This window comes from Isoptericola sp. b515 (assembly GCF_030588125.1).
Lineage (GTDB): Bacteria > Actinomycetota > Actinomycetes > Actinomycetales > Cellulomonadaceae > Isoptericola > Isoptericola sediminis.
This window is the reverse complement of sequence record NZ_JAUQYR010000003.1, coordinates 288,037-304,133: the sequence shown is the minus strand read 5'-3', so window position 1 is coordinate 304,133 and position 16,097 is coordinate 288,037. Positions and strand designations below refer to the sequence as shown.

The 16,097-nt window shown below is 73.4% G+C and carries 15 protein-coding genes; 8 read left to right on the top strand and 7 right to left on the bottom strand.

Annotated features, from left to right (window positions below; translation table 11 throughout):
* Positions 1 to 8: 8 nt before the first annotated feature.
* Positions 9 to 1,820 carry a long-chain fatty acid--CoA ligase gene (locus tag Q6350_RS10405; RefSeq protein ID WP_305066113.1) on the bottom strand — a complete coding sequence of 604 codons (1,812 nt, stop codon included), beginning with the start codon at positions 1,818 to 1,820 and terminating at the stop codon, positions 9 to 11.
* A 217-nt stretch (positions 1,821 to 2,037) separates the two neighbouring features.
* On the opposite strand from Q6350_RS10405, the gene Q6350_RS10400 reads away from it, so the two are divergent.
* Positions 2,038 to 2,982: an ROK family glucokinase gene (locus tag Q6350_RS10400; protein ID WP_171248091.1), complete on the top strand. Its 945-nt coding sequence runs from the start codon at positions 2,038 to 2,040 to the stop codon at positions 2,980 to 2,982.
* Between the two features lie 22 nt (positions 2,983 to 3,004).
* On the opposite strand, the gene Q6350_RS10395 is transcribed toward Q6350_RS10400, so the two are convergent.
* A complete protein-coding gene (locus Q6350_RS10395) occupies positions 3,005 to 3,535 on the bottom strand; it encodes a hypothetical protein (RefSeq protein WP_304604204.1) in 531 nt (176 codons plus the stop codon).
* A 42-nt stretch (positions 3,536 to 3,577) separates the two neighbouring features.
* On the opposite strand from Q6350_RS10395, the gene Q6350_RS10390 reads away from it, so the two are divergent.
* The 3 genes from Q6350_RS10390 (at position 3,578) to Q6350_RS10380 (ending at position 7,016) form a co-directional block, all read left to right on the top strand.
* Positions 3,578 to 4,336 carry a 1-acyl-sn-glycerol-3-phosphate acyltransferase gene (locus Q6350_RS10390; protein ID WP_246246770.1) on the top strand — a complete coding sequence of 253 codons (759 nt, stop codon included), beginning with the start codon at positions 3,578 to 3,580 and terminating at the stop codon, positions 4,334 to 4,336.
* A 74-nt stretch (positions 4,337 to 4,410) separates the two neighbouring features.
* A complete protein-coding gene (locus tag Q6350_RS10385; RefSeq protein WP_304604202.1) occupies positions 4,411 to 5,637 on the top strand; it encodes a pyrophosphate--fructose-6-phosphate 1-phosphotransferase in 1,227 nt (408 codons plus the stop codon).
* Positions 5,638 to 5,651: 14 nt separating this feature from the next.
* Positions 5,652 to 7,016, top strand: a complete 1,365-nt coding sequence (locus Q6350_RS10380) for a class II 3-deoxy-7-phosphoheptulonate synthase (protein ID WP_304604201.1) — start codon at positions 5,652 to 5,654, stop codon at positions 7,014 to 7,016.
* Here the strand turns inward: Q6350_RS10380 and pknB are convergent.
* Positions 7,003 to 9,021: a Stk1 family PASTA domain-containing Ser/Thr kinase gene (pknB, locus tag Q6350_RS10375; protein WP_305066111.1), complete on the bottom strand. Its 2,019-nt coding sequence runs from the start codon at positions 9,019 to 9,021 to the stop codon at positions 7,003 to 7,005. The genes Q6350_RS10380 and pknB overlap by 14 nt on opposite strands.
* Positions 9,022 to 9,074: 53 nt before the next feature.
* Here pknB and Q6350_RS10370 point away from each other — a divergent pair, with 53 nt between their 5' ends.
* On the top strand, positions 9,075 to 9,458 hold the full coding sequence (locus Q6350_RS10370) for an Rv2175c family DNA-binding protein (RefSeq protein ID WP_304604199.1): 384 nt from the start codon (positions 9,075 to 9,077) through the stop codon (positions 9,456 to 9,458).
* A 7-nt stretch (positions 9,459 to 9,465) separates the two neighbouring features.
* Here Q6350_RS10370 and Q6350_RS10365 read toward each other — a convergent pair whose 3' ends face one another.
* Positions 9,466 to 10,575 carry a polyprenyl synthetase family protein gene (locus Q6350_RS10365; protein WP_304604198.1) on the bottom strand — a complete coding sequence of 370 codons (1,110 nt, stop codon included), beginning with the start codon at positions 10,573 to 10,575 and terminating at the stop codon, positions 9,466 to 9,468.
* An 86-nt stretch (positions 10,576 to 10,661) separates the two neighbouring features.
* Entirely contained in the window at positions 10,662 to 11,225 is a 564-nt protein-coding gene (locus Q6350_RS10360) for a hypothetical protein (RefSeq protein ID WP_305066110.1), read from the bottom strand.
* A gap of 108 nt (positions 11,226 to 11,333) precedes the next feature.
* Between Q6350_RS10360 and Q6350_RS10355 the strand changes: the two genes are divergently transcribed.
* The 3 genes from Q6350_RS10355 (at position 11,334) to Q6350_RS10345 (ending at position 14,727) form a co-directional block, all read left to right on the top strand.
* Positions 11,334 to 12,500 carry a DUF4192 domain-containing protein gene (locus tag Q6350_RS10355; protein WP_305066109.1) on the top strand — a complete coding sequence of 389 codons (1,167 nt, stop codon included), beginning with the start codon at positions 11,334 to 11,336 and terminating at the stop codon, positions 12,498 to 12,500.
* Between the two features lie 9 nt (positions 12,501 to 12,509).
* Complete coding sequence (locus Q6350_RS10350) at positions 12,510 to 12,854, top strand: universal stress protein (RefSeq protein WP_304604195.1); 345 nt, start codon at positions 12,510 to 12,512, stop codon at positions 12,852 to 12,854.
* 253 nt (positions 12,855 to 13,107) lie between these two features.
* A complete protein-coding gene (locus tag Q6350_RS10345; protein ID WP_305066108.1) occupies positions 13,108 to 14,727 on the top strand; it encodes an RNA polymerase sigma factor in 1,620 nt (539 codons plus the stop codon).
* 102 nt (positions 14,728 to 14,829) lie between these two features.
* Here the strand turns inward: Q6350_RS10345 and Q6350_RS10340 are convergent, their stop codons facing one another.
* Positions 14,830 to 15,588, bottom strand: coding sequence for a hypothetical protein (locus Q6350_RS10340; RefSeq protein WP_305066107.1), 759 nt, complete (start codon positions 15,586 to 15,588; stop codon positions 14,830 to 14,832).
* Between the two features lie 270 nt (positions 15,589 to 15,858).
* A complete protein-coding gene (locus Q6350_RS10335) occupies positions 15,859 to 16,062 on the bottom strand; it encodes a hypothetical protein (protein ID WP_171248320.1) in 204 nt (67 codons plus the stop codon).
* Between the last annotated feature and the right edge of the window lie 35 nt (positions 16,063 to 16,097).

The window sequence follows — 16,097 nt, the reverse complement described above, 5'->3', positions numbered from 1 at the left end:
CCGCACGGTCAGGCGGGGGACTGCGTGCGCGTGTCCTGGTAGAGGGAGTCGATGTCGGCGGAGAAGTCGTCGAGCACGACGTTGCGCCGGACCTTCATCGAGGGCGTGAGGTAGCCGTTCTCGACGGTGAGGTCCTCGGGCAGCACCGAGAACTTGCGGATCGACTCGGCGCGCGAGACCGCCTCGTTGGCCCGCGTGACGGCGTGGTCGAGCGCGGCCAGCACGTCCGGGTCCGACTTGGCCTCCTCGACCGACAGGGTCGGCTTGTCGTGCATCTTGCACCAGCCGGGCAGGCCGTCCGGGTCGAGGGTGATCAGCGCGCCGATGAACGGGCGGTTGTCACCGACGACCACGCACTGGCTGACCAGCGCGTGGGCGCGGATGCGGTCCTCCAGCTCGGCGGGGGCGACGTTCTTGCCGCCCGCGGTCACGATGATCTCCTTCTTGCGACCGGTGATCCGCAGGAAGCCGTCGTCGTCCAGCGAGCCGAGGTCACCGGTGCGGAACCATTCGCCGTCGAACGACTCCGCGGTCGCCTCGGCGTTGTCGTGGTAGCCCTTGAACACCTGCACGCCGCGCAGCATGATCTCGCCGTCCTCGGCGATCTTGACCCCGCAGCCCGGCAGCTGTTCCCCGACGGAGCCGATGCGGTTGTTGCTGGGTCGGTTGACGGAGGTCGGGGCCGTCGTCTCGGTGAGGCCGTAGCCCTCGATGATCGTCAGCCCGATGCCGCGGAAGAAGTGGCCGAGCCGCTCGCCCAGCGGGCCGCCGCCGGAGACGGCGTAGCGGGCCTCGCCGCCCAGCGCCGCGCGCAGCTTCTTGTAGACCAGCCGGTCCGCGACCGTGTGCTGCAGGTTCAGCCAGAACGAGGGGCCGCCGGTGTCCTGCGCGCGGGACCACTCGATGGCCGTGGCGGTCGCCCAGTGGAAGATCTTGAGCTTGCCGCCGGCCGCGGCCTTCTGCTCGGCCGAGTTGTAGACCTTCTCGAAGACGCGCGGGACCGCGAGCACATAGGTGGGCTTGAACTCCGCCAGGCCCTCGGTGACGGTCTTGGTGTCGCCCCAGTGGCCGAGCACGGTGCCGCCGGCGATGGCGAGCACCTCGACGAACCGGGCGAAGACGTGCGCGAGCGGCAGGAACAGCAGGGTGCGCCCGCCGTCCTGCTCGAAGACCTCGGGGAGGGCCGCGACGGCGTTCTTCGTGAGCAGCGCGAAGTTGCCGTGCGTGAGCTCGGCGCCCTTGGGCCGCCCGGTGGTCCCGGAGGTGTAGATGATGGTGGCGACGTCGTCGAGCTGCGCGACGGCCCGGCGGCGCTCGATCTCGGCGTCCTCGACCTCCGCGCCGGCGGCGGTGAGCTCGGCGATGGCGCCGTCCTCGAGGGAGAGGACGGCCTGCAGCGTGGGGGCCGAGGCCTGCACCTGCTTGACGGTGTCGGCCATCTCGGCGTCCTCGGCCACCACGAGGGTGGTGCCGGAGTCGGTGACGATCCACTCGACCTGGTCCCGCGAGGACGTCTCGTAGATCGGCACGGCGACGGCGCCGGCCGCCCAGGCCGCGAAGTCGAGCAGGGTCCACTCGTACCGCGTGTGCGACATGATCCCGACGGCCTGGCCCGGCTGGACGCCCTTGGCGACCAGACCCTTCGCGACCGCCACGACCTGCGCGTCGAACTCCGTGCCGCTCACCTTCTCCCAACCGGACGGCCCGGGGCGCTCGAGCACCGTCGCCGAGGGGTCGGGGGAGATCCGGTCGGCGAGCAGGGTGTTCAGGTTGTAGGTGGGGGGCAGCTCAACGAGCTGCGGTGTGGTGGTCTCGTCCATGGCTGACTCCAGTGGCAGGGATGTCCGACGGAGCGTCACGATACCGCGTCGCAAGGCCTGCGTGGGCCATCTCCGGTCACCAGTCGGACGGTGCGTGCGGCGGTAGCGGAGGTCGGTAGGCTGTCCCCGGCGCGACGGAGCGCGCCTCCACCCGGCGTCGGTGCGGCTCACCGGGCCGTGCGACGTCCCCCCGACGAGCGAACGTGAGGTCGTACGCATGCACGCCATCGGAGTCGACATCGGCGGAACCAAGATCGCCGTCGGCGTCGTGGACGAGGCCGGGCGCATCCTGGCGAAGGTCCGGCGGGACACCGTCGCCGACGACGTCGCGAGCATCGACCGTGCGATCGCGGACGCGTGCACCGAGCTGGCCCGGGAGCACGAGGTCGGTGCGATCGGCCTGGCCGCGGCCGGTTTCGTCAGCCCCGACCGGTCCTCGGTGCTGTTCGCGCCGAACATCGCCTGGCGCGAGTACCCGTTGGCGCAGCGCGTCGGCGACCTGCTGGACCTGGACGTCCCGGTCGTCGTGGAGAACGACGCGAACGCGGCCGGCTGGGCGGAGTTCCGCTTCGGTGCGGCCCGGGCCGCCACCGACATGATCATGCTGACCGTCGGGACGGGGCTCGGTGGCGCCGTCGTCGTCGACCGCGAGCTGGTGCGCGGCAAGTGGGGCGTGGCCGCCGAGGTCGGGCACATGCGGGTGGTGCCGGGCGGGCACTACTGCGGCTGCGGCCACGAGGGCTGCTGGGAGCAGTACGCCTCGGGGTCGGCCCTCGTGCGTGACGCCCGGCAGGCGGCGGTGGCCAACCGTGACGCCGCCGCGCGCCTGCTGGAGCTGGCCGGCGGCGACCGCGAGGCCATCCAGGGCCCGCACGTGACGCAGGCGGCCCAGGAGGGCGACCCGCTGGCGATCGACCTGCTCGCGAACCTCGGGCGCTGGATCGGCGAGGGCGCCGCGTCCGTCGCCGCCCTGCTGGACCCGGAGCTGTTCGTGATCGGCGGCGGTGTCGGCGCCGCCGGGGACCTGCTGCTGCTGCCGATCCGCAAGGCCTACGAGGCGCAGCTCTCGGCGCTGGGCCACCGGCCCGTCGCCCAGGTCGAGCTCGCCCAGCACGCCAACGAGGCCGGCATCGTGGGCGCGGCCGACCTGGCCCGACGCTGACCCCGGCGGTCCGGGCGCGGTCTCAGACGACCGCGCCGGGGCCGTCGTCCTCGGGGTCGCGCCGGGCCGGCATGCGCCAGACCAGCACCGCGACGGCAGCGACGAACGCCCCGCCGGCGGCCGGACCCAGCCAGCCGGGCACGACGAGCTGGGCGAGCATCGCGCGCAGGACGACGCTGAGCACGGTGAGCACCGGCACCGCGACGACCACGGTCCAGGCGAGGGTGAGCAGCGGGTCGCGGTGGGTGATCGGCCCCGGGTCCGGCGGCACGAAGTGCGACTCAGTCTCTTCGAGCGCCTCGACCTCGGGGGAGGCCGGCCAGTCCCGGGGGCCGGCCGCCCGCGCGACGGGCGCCGACGGCGCGTCGTCGTCGGTCGGTTCCGGGTCGGTCACCGTCTCCGACGCCGTCCCGCCGACGGTCTCCTCGGGTCGTCCGAGGTCGCGCCCCGACTGCTCCACGTCGCCGAGTCGTGCGACGATATCCGTCCAACGGGCGTCGACGTCGGCGTCCGGGAGGTCGTCCGGATCCGCGTCCCGGTTCGATGAGGCCATGGGAACACTCTATTGTCGTCGGTGACGCCGCGAGGAGGACCGTTGTTCTACTGGGTGATGAAGCACGTGCTGGTCGGACCGGTGCTGCGCATGGCCTTCCGCCCGTGGACCCGTGGTGTGGACAACCTGCCCAGCACCGGCGGTGCGATCCTGGCCAGCAACCACCTCGCCGTCATCGACTCCTTCGTGCTGCCGCTGGTGCTGGACCGGCAGGTGAAGTTCCTCGGCAAGTCGGACTACTTCACCGGCAGCGGGCTGCGCGGCCGGCTGGTGGCCGGGTTCATGCGCGGGGTCGGCACCATCCCGGTGGACCGGTCGGGCGGCAAGGCGAGCGAGGCCGCGCTGCGGACGGGTCTGCGGGTGCTGTCCGAGGGCGAGCTCTTCGGGATCTACCCCGAGGGCACCCGCAGCCCCGACGGCCGCCTCTACCGCGGCAAGACGGGGGTGGCCCGGCTGGCCCTGGAGTCCGGCGCGCCCGTGGTGCCCGTGGCGATGGTCGGGACCGACGTCGCCCAGCCCCTGGGCAAGGTGCTGCCCAAGCCGATGCCCATCGGCGTCGTCATCGGCGAGCCCCTGGACTTCAGCCGGTACCGCGGCATGGAGAACGACCGGTTCGTCCTGCGCGCCGTCACCGACGAGATCGTGTACGCGATCCTGCGCCTGAGCGAGCAGGAGTACGTCGACGTCTACGCGGCCACGGCCAAGGCGCGCATCGCCCAGGGCCTGCCGGTCGACCCGACGCCGGGCAGCTCGGCGTCGGACCGGGGGCCCGCCCCGGACGGGGACCGACCCGAGCGCTGAGACGGGGCCGCGGGGGCGTGACGGCCCTCGTAGGATGGGGAGCGCTGTTCATCCCCTAGGAGAGGTTGCTCCTCATGTCGGTCCGTCGTGTGGCCCTGCTGACCGCCGGTGGTTTCGCCCCGTGCCTGTCCTCCGCGGTCGGAGGCCTCATCGAGCGCTACAACGAGCTCGACCCCTCGATCGAGATCATCGCCTACCAGTACGGCTACCACGGCCTGCTCACCGGCACGAAGATCGAGGTCGGTGCGGAGGCGCGCCGCCAGGCCGGCATCCTGCACCGCTTCGGCGGCTCGCCGATCGGCAACTCGCGCGTGAAGCTGACCAACGCGGCCGACTGCGTCAAGCGCGGCCTCGTCCAGGAGGGTCAGGACCCGCTGCACGTCGCCGCGGAGCAGCTCAAGGCCGACGGCGTGGACGTCCTGCACACCATCGGCGGCGACGACACCAACACGACCGCCGCGGACCTCGCCGCCTACCTGCACGAGAACGACTACGAGCTCACCGTCGTCGGTCTGCCCAAGACCATCGACAACGACGTGGTGCCGATCAAGCAGTCGCTCGGCGCCTGGACCGCCGCCGAGGAGGCGGCCGGGTTCGCCGCCAACGTCATCGGCGAGCACCGCTCCGGCCCGCGCATGCTCATCGTGCACGAGGTCATGGGCCGCCACTGCGGCTGGCTGACGGCCGCCGCCGCCGCGGAGTACCGCAAGTGGCTCGACGCCCAGGAGTTCGCCCCGGCGCTGGGTCTGACCCGCGAGCGCTGGGACGTGCACGCGGTGTTCGTGCCCGAGCTGGCCATCGACATCGATGCCGAGGCCGAGCGCCTCAAGACGGTCATGGACACCCACGGCAACGTCAACATCTTCCTGTCCGAGGGTGCGGGCATGCACGAGATCGTCGCCCAGCTCGAGGCGGCCGGCGAGGAGGTCCAGCGCGACCCGTTCGGCCACGTCAAGCTCGACACGATCAACCCGGGCCAGTGGTTCGCCCAGCAGTTCGCCGAGAAGCTGGGCGCCGAGAAGGTCATGGTCCAGAAGTCGGGCTACTACTCGCGTGCCGCGGCAGCGAACGCCGAGGACCTGCGTCTCATCAAGTCGATGACGGACCTGGCGGTCGAGTGCGCCCTGCGCGGCGAGCCCGGCGTCATCGGCCACGACGAGGAGGACGAGGACAGGCTCAAGGCGATCGCGTTCCCGCGCATCGCCGGCGGCAAGGCCTTCGACGTCCACCAGGAGTGGTTCGGCGAGATGCTGGCCGACCTCGGTCAGTCGCTCGTGCCCGCCCAGCCCACCGAGCACTGAGGCGGACGGGCACCATGAGCACCGCCGTCGACGTCGTCGCGCCCGGGACCGACCCCCAGGGCCTGGACCGGTTCCGTGAGCTGGAGGCCCGGCAGCAGCCGGTGTGGCCGGACGCCGACGCCCTGGACGCCGCCGCCGCCCGCCTGGCGGTCGCGGCGCCCCTCGTGGTGCCCGCCGAGGCCGACACGCTCACCGAACGCCTCGCCGCGGCCGGCCGCGGCGAGGCGTTCCTGCTGCAGGGGGGCGACTGCGCCGAGACCTTCGCGGACGCGAACGCCACCCGCATCCGCAACAAGGTGCGCACCATCCTGCAGATGGCCGTCGTCCTCACCCACGGGGCGAGCACCCCCGTGGTGAAGATGGGCCGGCTCGCCGGCCAGTACGCCAAGCCGCGCTCGGCGGACACCGAGACGCGCGACGGCGTCACCCTGCCGTGCTACCGCGGGGACATGGTCAACGGTCACGCGTTCACCCCCGCGTCGCGGATCCCGGACCCCGCCCGCCTCGAGCAGGCGTACCGGATCTCCGCCGCGACTGCCAACGTGGTGCGTGCCTTCACCCAGGGCGGGTACGCCGACCTGCGGCGTGTGCACGAGTGGAACCGCGGCTTCATGGAGAACCCCGCCTACGCGCGCTACGAGCGCACCGCCACGGAGATCGACCGGGCGATCCGGTTCATGGACGCCTGCGGGGCCGACTTCGACGCCCTGCGCACCGTCGAGTTCTTCCTCAGCCACGAGGCGCTCATCCTCGACTACGAGCGTGCCCTGACCCGGGTCGACCCCCGGTCCGGCCGCGCCTACGACACCAGCGCGCACTTCCTGTGGATCGGCGAGCGCACCCGGCAGCTCGACGGCGCGCACGTCGAGTTCCTCTCGCACGTCGCCAACCCGGTCGGGGTCAAGCTCGGCCCGACCACGACGGCGGACGACGCGATCGCGCTGGCCGCCCGGCTCAACCCCGACAACACCCCGGGGCGCCTGACGTTCATCACGCGCATGGGCGCCGGCAAGGTGCGCGACGTGCTGCCCGACGTCGTGCGGGGCGTGACCGACGCCGGTCTGGCCGTGACGTGGGTGACCGACCCGATGCACGGCAACACCATCACCTCCGAGAGCGGCTTCAAGACGCGCCGGTTCACCGACGTGCTCGACGAGGTCACCGGGTTCTTCGCCGTGCACCGCGAGCTCGGCACGGTCCCCGGCGGCCTGCACATGGAGCTCACCGGCGACGACGTCACCGAGGTGCTCGGCGGCAGCGAGGAGATCTCCGACGCCGGGCTGGCCGAGCGCTACGAGACGCTCGTCGACCCGCGGCTCAACCACCAGCAGTCGCTCGAGACCGCCTTCCAGGTCGCGGAGATGCTCACCAGACGGTGATCGTCACCGTCGAGCCGGCCGGTGCGTCGCCGGTGGGGTCCTGGTCGCGGACCTCGTCGCTGAACGCGGGCAGCCAGCCGCCCAGGAGCCCGTCCACCTCGACCTCGAACCCGGCCTCCTCGAGGGCCGTGGTCGCCTCGCCGGTCGTCATCCCGATCACGTCGGGCACGGCGACCTGCGGCGGGCCCGACGACAGCGTCAGGGTGACGGTGTCCGTGCGGGACGCCGTCTCGCCCTGCTCGGGGTCCTGCCGCAGCACCGTCCCCTCGGCGACCTCCGCCGACGGCTCCGGGTCGGCGTAGGCCGTCCGCAGGCCGAACCCGGCCAGGGCCTCCTCCGCCTCGGCGCCGGTCCGGCCGACGACCTGGGGGACCGTCACGGGAGCCGGTCCGTCCGAGACGGTGAGCGTCACGACGGTGTCGTGCCGCTGCTCGGACCCCTCGGGCACTGAGACGGCCAGGACCCGGCCCTTCGGCGCGCTGTCGTCGTAGGCGCCCTCGACCTTGGTGGTGAACCCCGTTCCCTCCAGCGCCGACCGGGCGTCCTGACGATCGGCACCCACCAGGTTCTCGGGCACCGTCAGCATGCGCACCCCGAGGGAGACGACCAGCGTCACGGCCCCGTCCTGACGGACCCGGTCGCCGGCCGCGGGGTCGGTCGAGACCACGTCCCCGGCGGGGACCTCGTCGTGGTGGCGTTCCTGGACGGTGGCCTCCAGGCCCCGCGAGGACAGCTCGGTGCGCGCGTCCTCGACGGTGACGCCCGTGAGCCCGGCCGGCACGGTCGTCCACGCGCCGGGGCCGGCGGCGAACCACCACCAGGCGCCGGCACCGAGGCTTCCGAGCAGGAGCAGCACCAGGAGCACGGTGCGCAGGACGGCGCCGCGTCGGTCGGTGCGTCCGCCACCGGTCGGCCCGGTGCTCGGTCCGGTGCGGACCGGGGCCGTCATCGTGTGCGTCGGGGCCACGACGAGGTGCTCGGTGCGGTGGTCCGGCCCGGCGTCCTGGGTGAAGAGCGCGGCCGGGATCGCGTCGACGGCGTCCGAGGGGAGCGCCGACGCCCGCGGCTCGCCGTCCGGCCCGGTGGCGTCGTGCTCGTCGTCGACCGGGGCCGGCAGCACGGGCGGTTCCGCGCGCCGCGCGAGGGTCCCGTCGTCCAGCGTGGCGCGCACGGCGGCGACCGCGGCGCTCGCCGCCGCGGCGTCCACGGGCCGTTGCTGCGGGTCGCGCGCCGTGAAGGAGGCGACGAGGCGGTCGAGCTCCGGCGGCAGCCAGGGCACGCGTTCCGACGGTGCCGGCAGGTCGTCGTGGACGTGGTGGTAGGCCACGCCGATCGCGGGCTCGCCGGGGTAGGGCACGGTGCCGGTGAGCATCTCGGAGAGCAGGACGCCGACGGCGAACACGTCGGTCGCGGGGCCGGCCCCGCGGGACGCGATGACCTCCGGGGCCAGGTAGGCGACCGTGCCGAGGATGGTCCCGCTGGCGGTCGAGGTCACCTCCGTGACGGCGCGCGCCAGACCGAAGTCGGCGACCTTCACCGAGCCGTCGTGGCCCAGCAGGACGTTCTCGGGCTTGACGTCCCGGTGCACCAGTCCCACGCGGTGGGCCGCGGCGAGCGCGTCGAGCACCCGGGTGGTGACGTCCAGGGCACGGCCCACCGCCAGCGGTCCCTCCAGCAGCGCGGCGCGCAGGTTGCCGCCCTCGACGTACTCCATCGTCAGGTACGAGGTGTCGCCGTCGAGGCCCTGGTCGAAGACGGCGACGACGCCGGGGTGGGACAGCCGGGCCGAGGCGCGCGCCTCGCGGCGGAAACGCGAGACGAAGCTCGCGCCGTCGACGCCGTCGGCCAGGTGCGGGTGCATCACCTTGAGCGCGACCTCGCGTCCCAGACGCCGGTCGTGCGCCCGGTAGACGGTGGCCATCCCGCCGCGCGCGACGCGCGCGGCGATCTCGTACCGCCCGTCGACCAGGCGGCCGAGCAGGGGATCGGTCGTCGTGGAGGCCACGGGCCGATCCTACGGGGCCTCGGGCGGGCGGGCGTGGAGGCTAGGCTGGCGCCGTGAGCGATGCACCTGAGCAGACCCCCCTGGACGACCTGGTCGGCGACTGGCTGACCCTGCCCGACCTCGCCGACGCGGTGGGGACCGACGTCAGCAAGGTGCGGGGCATGGTGTCCTCCCGCCACGTGATCGGGGTCAAGCGCGGGGAGCGGACCACCTTCCAGGTGCCGGCCGCGTTCGTCGTCGAGACGTCGGACGGCGGGGCGACGGTGCTCGAGACCCTGCGCGGGACGCTCATCCTGCTCGGGGACGCCGGGTACAGCGACGCCGAGGCCCTGCGGTGGCTGTTCACCGAGGACTCCACGCTCGGCACGACCCCGGTGGGCGCGTTGCGTGCCGGACGGCGCGCGCAGGTGCGCCGGCTGGCGCAGGCGCTCGGCTGAGAACCGGTCAGGCCCGCCGGTCGACGGCGACCCGGGCGAGGTCGGCGAGCACCTCGCGGCCGGGGGAGCTGAGGTCGGACGACGCGAGGCGCTCGAGCGCAGCACTGGCGAGCTCGTCGATGAGGGCCTCGACGTCGTCCACCGCCCCCGAGGCCGTCATGGTGTCCCGCAGCGCGGAGACGTCCTCGGCGGAGAGCTCGGGGTCGCCCAGGTGCTTCGACAGCAGGGCCCGGGCCTCCTCGCCGCCGTCGGCCAGGGTCCGGGCCACCAGCACGGTGTGCTTGCCCTCGCGCAGGTCGTCGCCGGCCGGCTTGCCGGTGACCGCGGGGTCGCCGAACACGCCCAGCAGGTCGTCGCGGAGCTGGAAGGCCTCGCCGACGGGCAGCCCCACGGCGCTGATCGCCTCGACCTCCTCCGCACCGGCGCCGGCCAGCACCGCGCCGAGCGCCAGCGGACGCTCCACCGAGTAGCGCGCCGACTTCGAGCGCAGCACCGTGCGGGCGCGCTGCTCGTCGGCGACGGGGTCCAGGCCCCAGGGCTCGGCCTGCACCAGCACGTCGAGGTACTGGCCGACCACGACCTCGCTCGTCATGGTGTCGAACAGGTCGCGGGCGGCGCGGGCGACCGTGGGCTCGACGGCGTCCAGCGCGGCGGCCGCCTCCCGGTGGCAGGCCACCAGGCACAGGTCGCCCAGCAGGATCGCCACCGCCGTGCCGAACCGCTCGCCGTCGCCCGTCCAGGCGTTGTCGCCGTGCCGTGCGGCGAAGACGCGGTGGGCCGTGGGACGGCCGCGGCGGGTGTCGGAGGCGTCCATCACGTCGTCGTGCAGCAGCGCGGCGGCCTGGAACAGCTCGAGGGCGGCACCGATGCGGACGACGGCGTCACGGGTGGCGCCGGTCGGGGCGCCACCGTGCGCGCGGAACGACCAGTAGCAGAAGGCGGCACGCAGGCGCTTGCCGCCGTCGAGCAGCGTGGAGACGTGTTCCGTCAGTGCCGCGGTCCCGGGACCGATCTCCGCGACCTCCTCGCCCAGCCGGGCGAGGTGGGCACGCAGTGCCGTGTCGACGTCCGTGCGGAGGTTCTCGAGTTCGACCAGGGGGGTCGCGGCAGCAGGCATGGGCACAGCCTAAGCGTGCTGAGTAGTTTGGGCCGGTGATCGTGACCCGACCGTGTCCTGCGTGTCCCCGGGCCTTCGTCCGGTGGTCAGGAACCGTCGGTCGGCCCGTCGGCGGCCACCGTGCCGGACAACGACACCAGGCGCCGCTCGCCGTCGTCCAGCACGCCGATGAGGACGGTCTCGACCGCCGCCTTCTTGGTGTCCCGCGTGCGGGTGAACACCGACCGCGCGGCGAGCCCGGAGGCCGGGACCTCGTCGGCCTCGGCGAAGCCGGCCTCGTCCAGCCGGCGCGCGTAGGACGCCATGACCTTGCGGGCGGACTGGTTCGTCGCCAGGTTGAGGGAGACCTCCACCAGTCCGTCCTCCGCCGGCAGCGCGGAGCTGGCGAGCACCGTCGCCTTCTTCGGGGCACCCAGCAGACCGGTGGGGAATCCCTGGGCGTAGTCACCGACGGCCGACGACGGGTCGAACGACGGCAGGGCGGTCGGGACGTCGGAGGGGTCGCCGGTGGGGTCGGGGCCCGACGCCGCTCCCTGGCCCTCGGCCGTGCCGCAGCCGCTCACGAGGCACGCCACGAGGGCGGCCGTCGCGACGGCACGCGCGGCGGGTCCCGGCGTGCGGTCGGCACGCGGGCGGCTGGTCGAGGACACGGGGACACCGTAGTGGGCGCTCACCCCCAGCAGGGCCCGTCCCCAGGCCCGGCCGCGGGACGGGCCGGGGCGCGGCGGCCGGGTGCCGCGAGGCAGTGTGCTCGCCTCATGACGACCACCTGTGACCCCGCACCCGACACCGTCCGCCTCCGTGACGCCCACGACCTCCTGGCCGCCGTCCCGTACCGGCTGGGGTTCCGGCCCACCGAGTCCGTCGTCCTGGCCTGCGTGACCGCGTCCGGGCGCCTCGGGCTCGTCGCCCGCGTCGGCCTGCCCGACCTCGCCGGCCCCGGGGACGTCACGGCCGGTCTGGAACCGCTCACCCGTGCCGTCGCGGACGTCGACCCGACCTTCTGCCTGCTCGCCCTGTACACCGCGGGGGAGGTCGCGGCCGCCATGGACCGGGTGGAGGCCGTCCGCCGGGTCGTCGCCCCGACCGTCGAGGTCGACCGCTGGCTCGTGACACCGCACGGGTACCGCGGCCTGGACTGCGACGACGTCGCGTGCTGCCCGCCCGGCGGGTTCCCGACCGCCGCCCTCGAGCACGGGCCGGTGGGGGCGGCCCACGTCCTGGCCGGCCGCGCGCTCGCGGACTCGGCGGAGGAGGCCTTCCGCCTCCCGGCCGCCACCGCCGCGGCCCGGGGGCTGGCAGCCCGGGCGGCACGACGCCGCGAGAGCGCCCGACCGACCACCGGCGACGAGGAGGCCGCCCGACGGTGGCGGGGCGAGGCGTGGTCGGCCTGGCGGTCGGCCCTGGGGCAGGTCGACGACGACCCGGCCGCGGACCCCGCGCTGGGCCCGGCCCTGCTCGGCCGCGTCGGTGCCGGCCTGGCCGACCGGCGGGTGCGCGACGCCGCGCTGCTGAGCCTGCTGCCCCGCGGTGACGAGGCCACCGCGGCGACCGTCGAGGGGGTCGAGGACGACGAGGCCGGCGCCGCCCGCGCGATGGCGTCCGTCGTCGACCCCGACCACGCGGTGGCCCCGGACCCGGCGCGGCTGCGACGCGGCGCCGTCGTGCTCGAACAGGTGGTGGCGCACGTGCCCCGGCGGCTGCAGGCGCCACCCCTGACGTTGCTCGCGTTCCTGGCCTGGTGGCAGGGCGACGGGCCGCGGGCGGCGCGGCGTGTCGAGGGCGCGCTGGCGGTCGACGCGACGTACCGGCTGGCGCGGCTGGTTCACGGTGCGGTGTCGGCGGGGCTGCCGCCCGGCTGGGTCCGGGCCGACCAGCGAGCGGACGGCCCGTCCGGCAGACCCCGGGGCGGCGGCGTCCGGTAGCGTGCAGGCATGGCGATCGTCGTGGGACATCTGAGCACTCCCGAGGGCGAGAAGGCGCTGGCCGCCGCCGAGGCGGAGGCCCTGCAGCGCCAGACGCGACTCGTGGTCATCAGTCCGGGTTCCGGGGGAGAGGACGTCGCGCAGCGGCTGGAGGCCGCGTCGATCGAGCACGTGGTGGTGCCGGGCACGGGCGACCTCGCCGAGGACCTGGTCCGCGAGGCCCTCGAGGCGCAGGCGGAGCTGATCGTCATCGGGCTGCGACGGCGCAGCCCCGTGGGCAAGCTCATCCTCGGCTCCGGCGCACAGCGCATCCTGCTGGAGGCCCCGTGCCCGGTGCTGGCCGTCAAGCCGTGACGCCACGCCGCTGACCCGCGTGTCGCCACGCCGAGGATCCGACAGGGAATAGACGGGCCGTCATCCGGCGTTCACCTGCGTGACCACCGATGACGTACCGGGAAGCGCAGCCGTGGCGAGGCGGCGAGGGCCCTCCGGGCCCCTCTTCCCTGGTACCGCCAGTACAATATAGGTATTCCGCTGCGTCGAGAGGCCCTCGTCCCAGGCTCCGACCGCGGTCCACCGTCTCCCTCGAACGCCGAAAGGTCGGTTTGTGGCGTCCACTGCGCAGAACCCCCCGCTGCCCCGAGAGTTCGACCACCCTGCCCTGCAGGAGCTGCTCGACCGCGGCACCGCGAACGGTCGTGTCGACGCGGAGAGCTTCCGCTCTGCCTGCGAGCACGCGTCCGTGGGTGACCCGAAGCGCCTGAAGGCCGTGCTGCGCGCCTTCGCGGGCGCCGGTGTCGAGGTCGGCGTGCCCACGGCGACCAAGGTCGCCGCGGCCGCGAGCTCGTCCACCAAGACCCAGACGCGCGCGAAGGCGCCCGCGTCGAAGCCTGCCGCGAAGAAGTCCACGACGTCCGCGGCCGCCGGCGCGACGTCGGAGGCCGAGGACACCTCGTCCGCGGACGCCGAGTCCGGCGAGGCCACCACGTCGGCCGCGAAGAAGACGGCGGCCAAGAAGCCCGCCGCGAAGAAGACGGCCGCCAAGAAGCCGGCGGCCAAGAAGGCCGCGGCGACGACCACGACCACGCGCAAGGCGGCGGCCAAGGCCCACAAGCCTGCCCCGGAGCCGGACGGCGTCCCGGTCGAGGACGAGGAGGGCGAGGGCCCCCGCGAGATCCACGTCACCGGGATCAAGCTCCAGCGCGGCAAGAAGGAGGAGGAGGGCGGCGGCTTCGTCGTCTCTGACACCGACGACGACGACCAGCCCGCCCAGCAGGTCGTCACCGCCGGCGCGACGGCCGACCCGGTCAAGGACTACCTCAAGCAGATCGGCAAGGTCGCGCTGCTGAACGCCGAGCAGGAGGTCGAGCTCGCCAAGCGCATCGAGGCCGGCCTGTTCGCCGAGGAGCGCCTGGCGCAGGACTTCGCCGACTTCGACCGCACCAAGGCCTCGGCCGACGAGCGCAAGATGTGGCGCGACCTGCGCTGGATCGCGCACGACGGCCGCCGCGCCAAGAACCACCTGCTCGAGGCGAACCTGCGCCTGGTCGTCTCGCTCGCCAAGCGGTACACCGGCCGCGGGATGCTGTTCCTGGACCTGATCCAGGAGGGCAACCTCGGTCTGATCCGCGCGGTCGAGAAGTTCGACTACACCAAGGGCTACAAGTTCTCGACGTACGCCACCTGGTGGATCCGGCAGGCGATCACCCGCGCGATGGCCGACCAGGCCCGCACCATCCGTATCCCGGTGCACATGGTCGAGGTCATCAACAAGCTCGCCCGCGTGCAGCGCCAGATGCTCCAGGACCTGGGCCGCGAGCCCACGCCGGAGGAGCTGGCCAAGGAGCTCGACATGACCCCGGAGAAGGTCGTCGAGGTCCAGAAGTACGGTCGCGAGCCCATCTCGCTGCACACCCCGCTCGGCGAGGACGGCGACAGCGAGTTCGGCGACCTCATCGAGGACTCCGAGGCGATCGTCCCGTCGGACGCGGTGTCGTTCACCCTGCTGCAGGAGCAGCTGCACCAGGTGCTGGACACACTGTCCGAGCGCGAGGCCGGCGTGGTCTCGATGCGGTTCGGCCTGCAGGACGGCCAGCCCAAGACGCTCGACGAGATCGGCAAGGTCTACGGCGTCACGCGTGAGCGGATCCGTCAGATCGAGTCCAAGACCATGTCGAAGCTGCGGCACCCGTCGCGCTCGCAGGTGCTGCGCGACTACCTCGACTGACCGACACCCCCGCGTGTGGGTATGAAAGATGCCGTCCTCCTCCCCGGGAGGGCGGCATCTTTCATACCCACAGCGGTCGGGCGTGCCCGGCGTGGGCCGTTGCTACGTCTCCTTGCTGCCGACCTGCCGTCCCACGGTGTACCCGACGATGGCCGCCAGCACCGAGACCAGTCCGTCGGAGCCGATCTTGCCGGTGACGCCCAGCAGGATGACCGAGAGCACCACCATCACCAGGACCATGCCCTCGATCTGCGAGCGGTAGCTGCCGTCCCCCTTGTCCTCGGACGTCGACCCGCCGCCGGACGGCGCGCCGCGTCTCCAGAAGCTGCCCTTCATCAGCACCATGACCACCAGCAGCAGGGTCGCCGGGATGACGGTGCTCAGCACGACGACGCGCAGGTCCGTCCCCTGCAGGGGAGGGCTTGTCTGCACCACCGCGACGTCGGGCGACGGCTGCGCCTGGAGTCCGAGCGCTTCCAGCTCGGCGTCGGACAGCTGGAAGTCGACCGTCGCCGTCAACCGGGGGTCCTCGGTGATCTCGACGACCGTGCCGGACTCGCTCCCGGTGTCGACGCGGAAGACGGCCGTCGCTCCCGGGCCGCACTCGGCGGGAAGGATGAGCTCGAAGGTCGCGCCCTCTCCGGTGACGAAGTCGCCGCACGTCCTCTCGTCCTCGCCGTCGGCGGCGGCGACGACCGTGACGTGGACACCCGTCGTCGGAACCTCGCCGTTCACGGTCACGAGGCCGACGATGGTCTGCTGGTCCGCGACGGGGGACGCCGTCTCGGCGCTTGCGGTCGGGGCGGGCACCGACACGGCGAGCATCGCCGCCGCGAACATCGACGCCAGCGCGGCCCTCATGACGCTCCTGGGCAGACTCACCGTCCGGCCCTCCTCGTGGATGCACCGTGTCACGCCCTGTTTCACGGTAGGCAGGGTCCTGGACACACGCACCGCAAACGCACACGTCAGACGTCGGACGCATTGCCGACATGGTTCGCGATCGCGCCATGCCGGCGTCCGCGAGGCGCGCTCGCCGGATCGTGCCCGCCTCGACACGACGAAGGCCCCGCACCGGTCGGTGCGGGGCCTTCGTCGGTCCGGGGCGTCCCCGGCAGGTCGTCGTGGGGGTCAGGAGGCGCCGTGCTCGGCGTGCAGACGATCGGTCTCGTCCTGAACGTGCGTGGCCACGGACTGGTAGGCGTCGGCGTGGGCGCGGGCGTGGTGGCCGCAGAACAGCAGCTCCCCGGCGGGAAGCTCGACACGCACGTAGGCCTGGGCCCCGCAGCGGTCACAGCGGTCGGCGGCGGTCATCTGGGTCGTGTCTTCCGTCATGGTGCTCACGCCACCATCAAACCATCTGGGCCGCG

Coding starts and splice junctions, on each gene's coding strand:
- Q6350_RS10395 (WP_304604204.1), bottom strand. CDS start 3,535: ATGGCCTCATCGAACCGGGACGCGGATCCGGACGACCTCCCGGACGCC.
- Q6350_RS10380 (WP_304604201.1), top strand. CDS start 5,652: ATGAGCACCGCCGTCGACGTCGTCGCGCCCGGGACCGACCCCCAGGGC.
- Q6350_RS10350 (WP_304604195.1), top strand. CDS start 12,510: ATGGCGATCGTCGTGGGACATCTGAGCACTCCCGAGGGCGAGAAGGCG.
- Q6350_RS10400 (WP_171248091.1), top strand. CDS start 2,038: ATGCACGCCATCGGAGTCGACATCGGCGGAACCAAGATCGCCGTCGGC.
- Q6350_RS10355 (WP_305066109.1), top strand. CDS start 11,334: ATGACGACCACCTGTGACCCCGCACCCGACACCGTCCGCCTCCGTGAC.
- Q6350_RS10405 (WP_305066113.1), bottom strand. CDS start 1,820: ATGGACGAGACCACCACACCGCAGCTCGTTGAGCTGCCCCCCACCTAC.
- Q6350_RS10365 (WP_304604198.1), bottom strand. CDS start 10,575: ATGCCTGCTGCCGCGACCCCCCTGGTCGAACTCGAGAACCTCCGCACG.
- Q6350_RS10385 (WP_304604202.1), top strand. CDS start 4,411: ATGTCGGTCCGTCGTGTGGCCCTGCTGACCGCCGGTGGTTTCGCCCCG.
- Q6350_RS10340 (WP_305066107.1), bottom strand. CDS start 15,588: ATGAGGGCCGCGCTGGCGTCGATGTTCGCGGCGGCGATGCTCGCCGTG.
- Q6350_RS10335 (WP_171248320.1), bottom strand. CDS start 16,062: ATGACGGAAGACACGACCCAGATGACCGCCGCCGACCGCTGTGACCGC.